The organism is Bartonella sp. TT119HLJHH (assembly GCF_042193385.1).
In the GTDB taxonomy this organism is placed as follows: Bacteria; Pseudomonadota; Alphaproteobacteria; order Rhizobiales; family Rhizobiaceae; genus Bartonella.
The window spans coordinates 1-5,317 of sequence record NZ_JBHILS010000037.1 but is presented as its reverse complement, the minus strand read 5'-3'; the positions used below and the strand labels follow the sequence as shown (position 1 = coordinate 5,317).

Annotated in this window: 11 protein-coding genes; 3 read left to right on the top strand and 8 right to left on the bottom strand. The window is 38.9% G+C overall.

The features are described from left to right. From ACFIJL_RS08540 to ACFIJL_RS08530, 3 genes are all read right to left on the bottom strand, one after another. On the bottom strand, positions 1 to 335 hold a 335-nt coding region (locus tag ACFIJL_RS08540), incomplete at its 3' end, for a GPW/gp25 family protein (protein WP_375624226.1). Then, complete coding sequence (locus ACFIJL_RS08535) at positions 332 to 1,021, bottom strand: phage baseplate assembly protein V (RefSeq protein ID WP_375624224.1); 690 nt, start codon at positions 1,019 to 1,021, stop codon at positions 332 to 334. The genes ACFIJL_RS08540 and ACFIJL_RS08535, both read right to left, overlap by 4 nt. Further along, positions 1,002 to 1,550 carry a hypothetical protein gene (locus ACFIJL_RS08530; RefSeq protein ID WP_375624223.1) on the bottom strand — a complete coding sequence of 183 codons (549 nt, stop codon included), beginning with the start codon at positions 1,548 to 1,550 and terminating at the stop codon, positions 1,002 to 1,004. The genes ACFIJL_RS08535 and ACFIJL_RS08530 overlap by 20 nt, the downstream gene beginning before the upstream one ends. Before the next feature lie 48 nt (positions 1,551 to 1,598). Here ACFIJL_RS08530 and ACFIJL_RS08525 point away from each other — a divergent pair, with 48 nt between their 5' ends. Genes ACFIJL_RS08525 through ACFIJL_RS08515 form a run of 3 tightly spaced genes read left to right on the top strand, consistent with a single transcriptional unit; the run spans position 1,599 to position 2,367 of the window. After that, complete coding sequence (locus tag ACFIJL_RS08525) at positions 1,599 to 1,871, top strand: toxin HicA (protein ID WP_375624221.1); 273 nt, start codon at positions 1,599 to 1,601, stop codon at positions 1,869 to 1,871. Then, the gene (locus ACFIJL_RS08520; RefSeq protein WP_004856761.1) at positions 1,861 to 2,178 is read left to right on the top strand and encodes a type II toxin-antitoxin system HicB family antitoxin; all 318 of its coding nucleotides are present in this window, start codon (positions 1,861 to 1,863) and stop codon (positions 2,176 to 2,178) included. The genes ACFIJL_RS08525 and ACFIJL_RS08520 overlap by 11 nt, the downstream gene beginning before the upstream one ends. A 42-nt stretch (positions 2,179 to 2,220) precedes the next feature. Next, a complete protein-coding gene (locus ACFIJL_RS08515) occupies positions 2,221 to 2,367 on the top strand; it encodes a CopG family antitoxin (protein ID WP_375624218.1) in 147 nt (48 codons plus the stop codon). Between the two features lie 45 nt (positions 2,368 to 2,412). Here the strand turns inward: ACFIJL_RS08515 and ACFIJL_RS08510 are convergent, their stop codons facing one another. The 5 genes from ACFIJL_RS08510 to ACFIJL_RS08490 all read right to left on the bottom strand — a co-directional run. Next, positions 2,413 to 2,691 carry a hypothetical protein gene (locus ACFIJL_RS08510; protein ID WP_006589100.1) on the bottom strand — a complete coding sequence of 93 codons (279 nt, stop codon included), beginning with the start codon at positions 2,689 to 2,691 and terminating at the stop codon, positions 2,413 to 2,415. After that, complete coding sequence (locus ACFIJL_RS08505) at positions 2,688 to 3,443, bottom strand: antA/AntB antirepressor family protein (RefSeq protein WP_375624216.1); 756 nt, start codon at positions 3,441 to 3,443, stop codon at positions 2,688 to 2,690. The genes ACFIJL_RS08510 and ACFIJL_RS08505 overlap by 4 nt, the downstream gene beginning before the upstream one ends. A 421-nt stretch (positions 3,444 to 3,864) precedes the next feature. Further along, positions 3,865 to 4,761 carry a hypothetical protein gene (locus tag ACFIJL_RS08500; RefSeq protein ID WP_375624214.1) on the bottom strand — a complete coding sequence of 299 codons (897 nt, stop codon included), beginning with the start codon at positions 4,759 to 4,761 and terminating at the stop codon, positions 3,865 to 3,867. Between the two features lie 30 nt (positions 4,762 to 4,791). Continuing rightward, the gene (locus tag ACFIJL_RS08495) at positions 4,792 to 5,145 is read right to left on the bottom strand and encodes a hypothetical protein (protein WP_375624212.1); all 354 of its coding nucleotides are present in this window, start codon (positions 5,143 to 5,145) and stop codon (positions 4,792 to 4,794) included. A 1-nt stretch (position 5,146) separates the two neighbouring features. Further along, positions 5,147 to 5,317, bottom strand: a 171-nt coding sequence (locus ACFIJL_RS08490) for a major capsid protein (protein ID WP_375624228.1), incomplete at its 5' end; no start/stop codon positions are given.

The following is a 5,317-nucleotide window of genomic DNA, read 5'->3' as shown; positions in this document are numbered from 1 at the left end:
ATCAATAATCCTTCCATGGTAATGGGCTTGCCGGATGGCAAATAAATACCTTCAAAGGACAAAGAAACGTGTCCATTCTCACTCCATTTAAAATCAATTTTTTTCAATTTAAAACGCGGTTCCCACTTGTCTAAAGCCTCAGCAACAGCAGCATAAAGGGCAACAGCAAAAGCATTATTCACTGGAGCATCAATGAGTTCTGCAACACGTGAACCATAATCACGCCGCATTACACGCGAACCAATCCGTGTTGACAAAATGTCAAGGATTGATTGGCGTAAATGATCAATGCCGGTTAATGGCTTTCCTGTTGTGCGGTCCATTCCACTGTTCAATTGGGACCTCCTGTCATCGCGCCACCAGAATAAACACCACCATGAACATGGGTTGCTCCTACATTGGTGCCGTTATGCTTTAGTCCACTTGAATGAATGGAAACATTATTCCCGGAATGAAGAGAGAGACTATCATTCGAATTCAGTGAAATGCCATCACCAGCCTTCAAAGAGATGCCGCCTTTTGCGTTTAAATTTATATCGCTTTCTGAAACAATCTTTATGCCTTCCGGTACCGTAAGCTCTAGCTTGCCACCATCACCTTTTAGTGACACACCATCAGCGATTGTCAGGATAAATTTTCCGCCGGATTTGATGTGAATTCCATAAGTATTTTGTTCATCATCATATTCAAGGCTGGTTCCATCGGGGTATATCGTTCGGTGAATGCTGCCTTTATCGGCTGCTTGATTAGCATCGGTGTGAAGTGAACCAACAATCACCCCTTGTGACAAATCCCCTGATGACGAGATAACAACTACTTGCTCTCCAACATCACGCCCTTCATAGGAGCGTGTTTTACCGGCGCGGGCTTGTGTGTCTGGAATCCAGTCACTGATAAGATTGCCACTTTTTACCCGATAGCGTGCGTTTTTATGGTCGACATGGCTAATTTTTCCCACCACAACCATATTGGCCACACGTCTCTTTAGATCTGTGATTTCTTTATCGCGCCGCTCTAACATGAGTAACCTCGATTTTATGGTATTTATCTTTATTTCTCACGCCTGTTTCTGGTTCAAAGCTTAAGAAAGGTTCAACGATTCTTGCTGTTACACTGCCGTCTTCTTCATCCATGTTGGGGATATTTGTCACATAAATGACTTCAAAGGTTAGAATTGCACCATGGAGTGCTAAGGCGCCATTATCGCCAAAGGCAAAAGCAATATTTTGCAGGCGGCATGTCTCAACGGTATTGTTAAGATTGGGATTGGCATAGAAAATCTCTTCAATTTCCCATGCTAATTGGTCAACAAAACGTGCTCCATCTTCACATGTTGCATAGCATTCAACATCTAGCGTTAAAACACGTCGCCTTACTCCATAATCATGTCCATCTTCAATCGTTTCACTTTGCGTTGAGATATTAATAGCTGGCATTGCTTCAATAAATAAATTGAAATCACGCATATTGAAAACATTGTCACCAGCTGCCGTCTTTGCTGTCTTTATCAAAGCAACAAAGCTTTCCCTTATCGTTTCTCTCGGATGCATGGGGCTCCTGTCCAATTAAGTGTATAAAATGATTGACTAGGATTAATAATGATACTATTATTGGTTATGAACAATAAAGTTGAAAAAATAATCAGCTTGATGAAAGCGTCACCAAAGAACATCAAGTTTTCAGATTTGTTGGCTGTATGTGTCTATTTCTTTGGAGAACCGCGGAACAATGGTACAAGCCACTTTGTTTTTAAAACACCGTGGCTTGGTGATCCTCGTGTGAATATTCAAAAAGATTCTGGTAACAAAGCAAAAGCTTATCAAGTCAAACAAGTCTTACAAGCGATAGAAAGGATGAAACATGAACAATAATCATTATACATATCGTGTTTTGTGGTCGCAAGAAGATGAGGAATATGTCGGATTGTGTGCAGAATTCCCATCCCTTTCATGGTTAGATGCTCAAGCAGAGAAAGCTTTAAAAGGCATTATGGACCTTGTTTCAGAAGTTGTTGAGGATATGCAACATAATGGAGAAGAAGTTCCTGTGCCTTTGTCACATGGTAAATACAGTGGTAAGTTTCAATTAAGAATCCCACCAGAACTCCATAGAAAACTTGCAATACAAGCCGCTGAAAATGGTGTGAGTTTAAACAGATACATTTCTTCTAAACTTTGAATCTTTTAAAAGTCTATACGCATCAAAAGAAATTTAATTTTTATGAAAACCTCTAAATTAAAACAAATACCCGTTTTTAAGACGGATAAAGAAGCAGAAAACTTTGTCGATACTGCAGATTTTACAGATTATGACTTAACTGGTTTTAAGCCTATTCATTTCGAATTCTTACCTAAAGAAGTCTCTTGACCACTCCCCATCTTAAGAACGGGGAGGGGAGTTCTATTTTTTTAATTAAGCAACCTTTTTAATGGGGTTGTCTAAATTTGGTTCATAAGTTCGCAACAAAGAATCCATACGATGTGGAAGTTCTGAAGCTCCAAAATCTGTCAAAATTGCCAAGATTTTTGTAATATTGGGTACGTCATCTTGAAGCTTTAAAACCAGAGCATCTACGACCGATTCCATAACCTCAACTATAGCATTGCAGTCCTCATCTCCAATGCCTCGATGGTTAGAAAGCTTAAACAATGCCATCCACAAATCGCATAAGAAGTCGACACTGCTATTCATTGCACACCCCCAAAGATTTGTTCTCTCAAACATGCTAATCCTCTAGATGTGATTTTCGTTGAAGGCAGCACCTTTTCTGTACCATCTGGTCTTTGAATGGTAATAGCGGGACAATCCATGAATCCTTTCTTTATCTTATCCTGATAAGGTAACAGAGGCGCCCCTGGAGCCCGTCGATAGACCCAATCATGTTTACGCAAGTAATCCGTTAAATCCTTAGGTCGCACCTCTAACATCTTTGCAGCTTCTATCAGACCAAACAAACCATCAGAACGCTTTAAACCTTCCAAAGCCTCTGCTTTTGGTGCTAATTCAGCGATAACATGATCTTTATGCTCTATTTGACTTTGTAAGTGATTTAAAACACCAAGCAATGCCTCCGGTTTAGAGTAGTCAACTTGTGATGCAGCTATCTGTGGAGCAGCTACTTGCTTCAAAAGCCGTTCACATTTGATAAAGTATAAACGAGCCTCTCTACCTTTCTTATTATTCTCAAGCATAGAGAGCTCTTTGGCTACACTTAAAGTTAGATGATAATCTTTAGAGGGACGACCACCTTGGAGGTTTTCCCCAAAGTTGGTGAAAACTAAATAATCCTGATTTTCTAATAAATTATATTTGTTGATGCGATATTTAATCCAAGTAGAGAAATCTTTACCTACTTCTAAAAACGCATGCAAATCACGAGCGTTAACAGTTTGAACAGTTTCCTGATCAATAACCTGTTCTCTAATTTCTATAAGAGTATTCATAATGAATTCCTTATGGTTAGACGTTTGTTAATGACACTCAAAAAGAGTGCCGGGCGCTAACAAACACGGCCATAAGTCCGTCGTTACACTTTCCCCGCAAGGGTATTGTATAGCGTAACCACACCCGACAGATGTTATTATACGCATGTAGCATATAATGAGTCAAAGTCTTTAATGTATAGAAGACTGATTATTTCGGTAACCAATCCGCTTATGGTTCTAAGGTGTTTGTTAGGCACCTGATTCGATTATTCATACTCCTGTCACAATGTCAATAAGTAATATTACATTTTTCTAAAAATCGTTTTTACACAAGTAATCGATTAAATTCTTTAATTGTGATCCGAATATCCTTTCTTTTCCAATAAAATCAAACAAGCCAGTGATAGGTTTGAATTCACAATCGTTTGTTTTTTTGTGTTTAGTCTCTCACCCCAGTTGAAATAATTTCATTATCGTAAATTTCTGCTGTTCCGCAAACTCGCGCTTTTCCACAAACTTGCACACTGTCAAAAATTGATGCCTCGCCATAAACTCGTGCATTACCAGAAATTTGCGCTTCATTAGCAACCGATGCTTTACCGTAAACTCGTGCATTATCGAAAATCTGTGCATTGTCAGAGATATCTGCTTTATCAAAAACTTGTGCATTATTGCAAATTATAGCATTTCCCCAAACTGATGCCTCATCATAAATTTTTGTATTGTCATAAATTTTAGCATTTCCGGAAATAGATGTTTCACCGTAAATTATAGCATTTCCAGAAATGTGTGCATCTCCGAAAATAGATGCTTCACCATAAATCTTTGCATTGCCGAAAATTTTAGCATTTTTGGAAATAAATGCTTCACCATATACTTTAGCGTTTTCAAAAATACATGCCGAATTTGTAATGCATACCTCACCAGAAACTGATGCTTCATCATAAATTTTTACATCGTCAGAAACAGATGCTGTTCCGAAAACTTTAGCGCTGTCATAAACTTTAGCGCTTCCCCAAACTGAGGCCTCATCATAAATTTGCGCTTTACCAGAAATTTGCGCTTCACCAGAAACCGATGCTATACCATAAACTTTTGCATCATCCCTAATTGTAGCATTTTCAGAAACATATCCATTTCCGTAAACCTGTGCATTATCAAAAACCCAACAATTATCGTAAGGACTTAGGTTTCTTTCTTTTTCAATATATCCACCTAAATCACCTTTCTTAATTGTACCAAAATTTTTGATAGCTTTAATACGGTAAAGAATAAATTCGCCAACCTTAATTGCTTCATTTGTTAATTTGTATTTTTTTCTTCTAAATATAAACATGTACTAGATCATTTCTTTATAAGCATATCTTTACTTTAGCTCCCGCAAGATAAGCTTATACATACCGGATTCTGAAGCTTGTACATCTATCACAATGAAATGCTCCTGAGAAGAGGGAGCTTTGCTGTTTTCAGGGGAAATGATTACAACACTATCTTGAGGGTTTGGTGGTATTCCCCCGATGTCATTGATACAAAGATCAAGTTCCTTTCTTGCAATTGTGGTGGGGATTCTGCCACCGGCGTCCGATTCCGAATGCTTAATGGTGTAAATCGCTGTGATACGAAAAGATTGCTGGTTGTCCTTTCGCGTGTAGATGATGGGCTGCCCAAAAGTGTTGCGTACATCTTTAACCATTTGGTTTAGCAGCCCGTGCCATCGCATGTTATTTCGCTCCAATCACTGCTTTAAACAGCATTTCAGGGCGTGTACAGATGTAAAGCGGATAGCTATACACTTCAGGTTTTACCCATGCATTACGGTCGTGGTCGACGATAAGCATCGTGTAGAGAGGTCTTCCAACCGTGTTGGCAAAATCCAAGCTTTCACCAGGAGC

Excerpts from the sequence above, each read along its gene's own strand:
- ACFIJL_RS08535 (WP_375624224.1), bottom strand. The coding sequence starts at position 1,021 with ATGTTAGAGCGGCGCGATAAAGAAATCACAGATCTAAAGAGACGTGTG.
- ACFIJL_RS08500 (WP_375624214.1), bottom strand. The coding sequence starts at position 4,761 with ATGTTTATATTTAGAAGAAAAAAATACAAATTAACAAATGAAGCAATT.
- ACFIJL_RS08505 (WP_375624216.1), bottom strand. The coding sequence starts at position 3,443 with ATGAATACTCTTATAGAAATTAGAGAACAGGTTATTGATCAGGAAACT.
- ACFIJL_RS08525 (WP_375624221.1), top strand. The coding sequence starts at position 1,599 with ATGATACTATTATTGGTTATGAACAATAAAGTTGAAAAAATAATCAGC.
- ACFIJL_RS08515 (WP_375624218.1), top strand. The coding sequence starts at position 2,221 with ATGAAAACCTCTAAATTAAAACAAATACCCGTTTTTAAGACGGATAAA.
- ACFIJL_RS08510 (WP_006589100.1), bottom strand. The coding sequence starts at position 2,691 with ATGAATAGCAGTGTCGACTTCTTATGCGATTTGTGGATGGCATTGTTT.
- ACFIJL_RS08495 (WP_375624212.1), bottom strand. The coding sequence starts at position 5,145 with ATGCGATGGCACGGGCTGCTAAACCAAATGGTTAAAGATGTACGCAAC.
- ACFIJL_RS08530 (WP_375624223.1), bottom strand. The coding sequence starts at position 1,550 with ATGCATCCGAGAGAAACGATAAGGGAAAGCTTTGTTGCTTTGATAAAG.
- ACFIJL_RS08520 (WP_004856761.1), top strand. The coding sequence starts at position 1,861 with ATGAACAATAATCATTATACATATCGTGTTTTGTGGTCGCAAGAAGAT.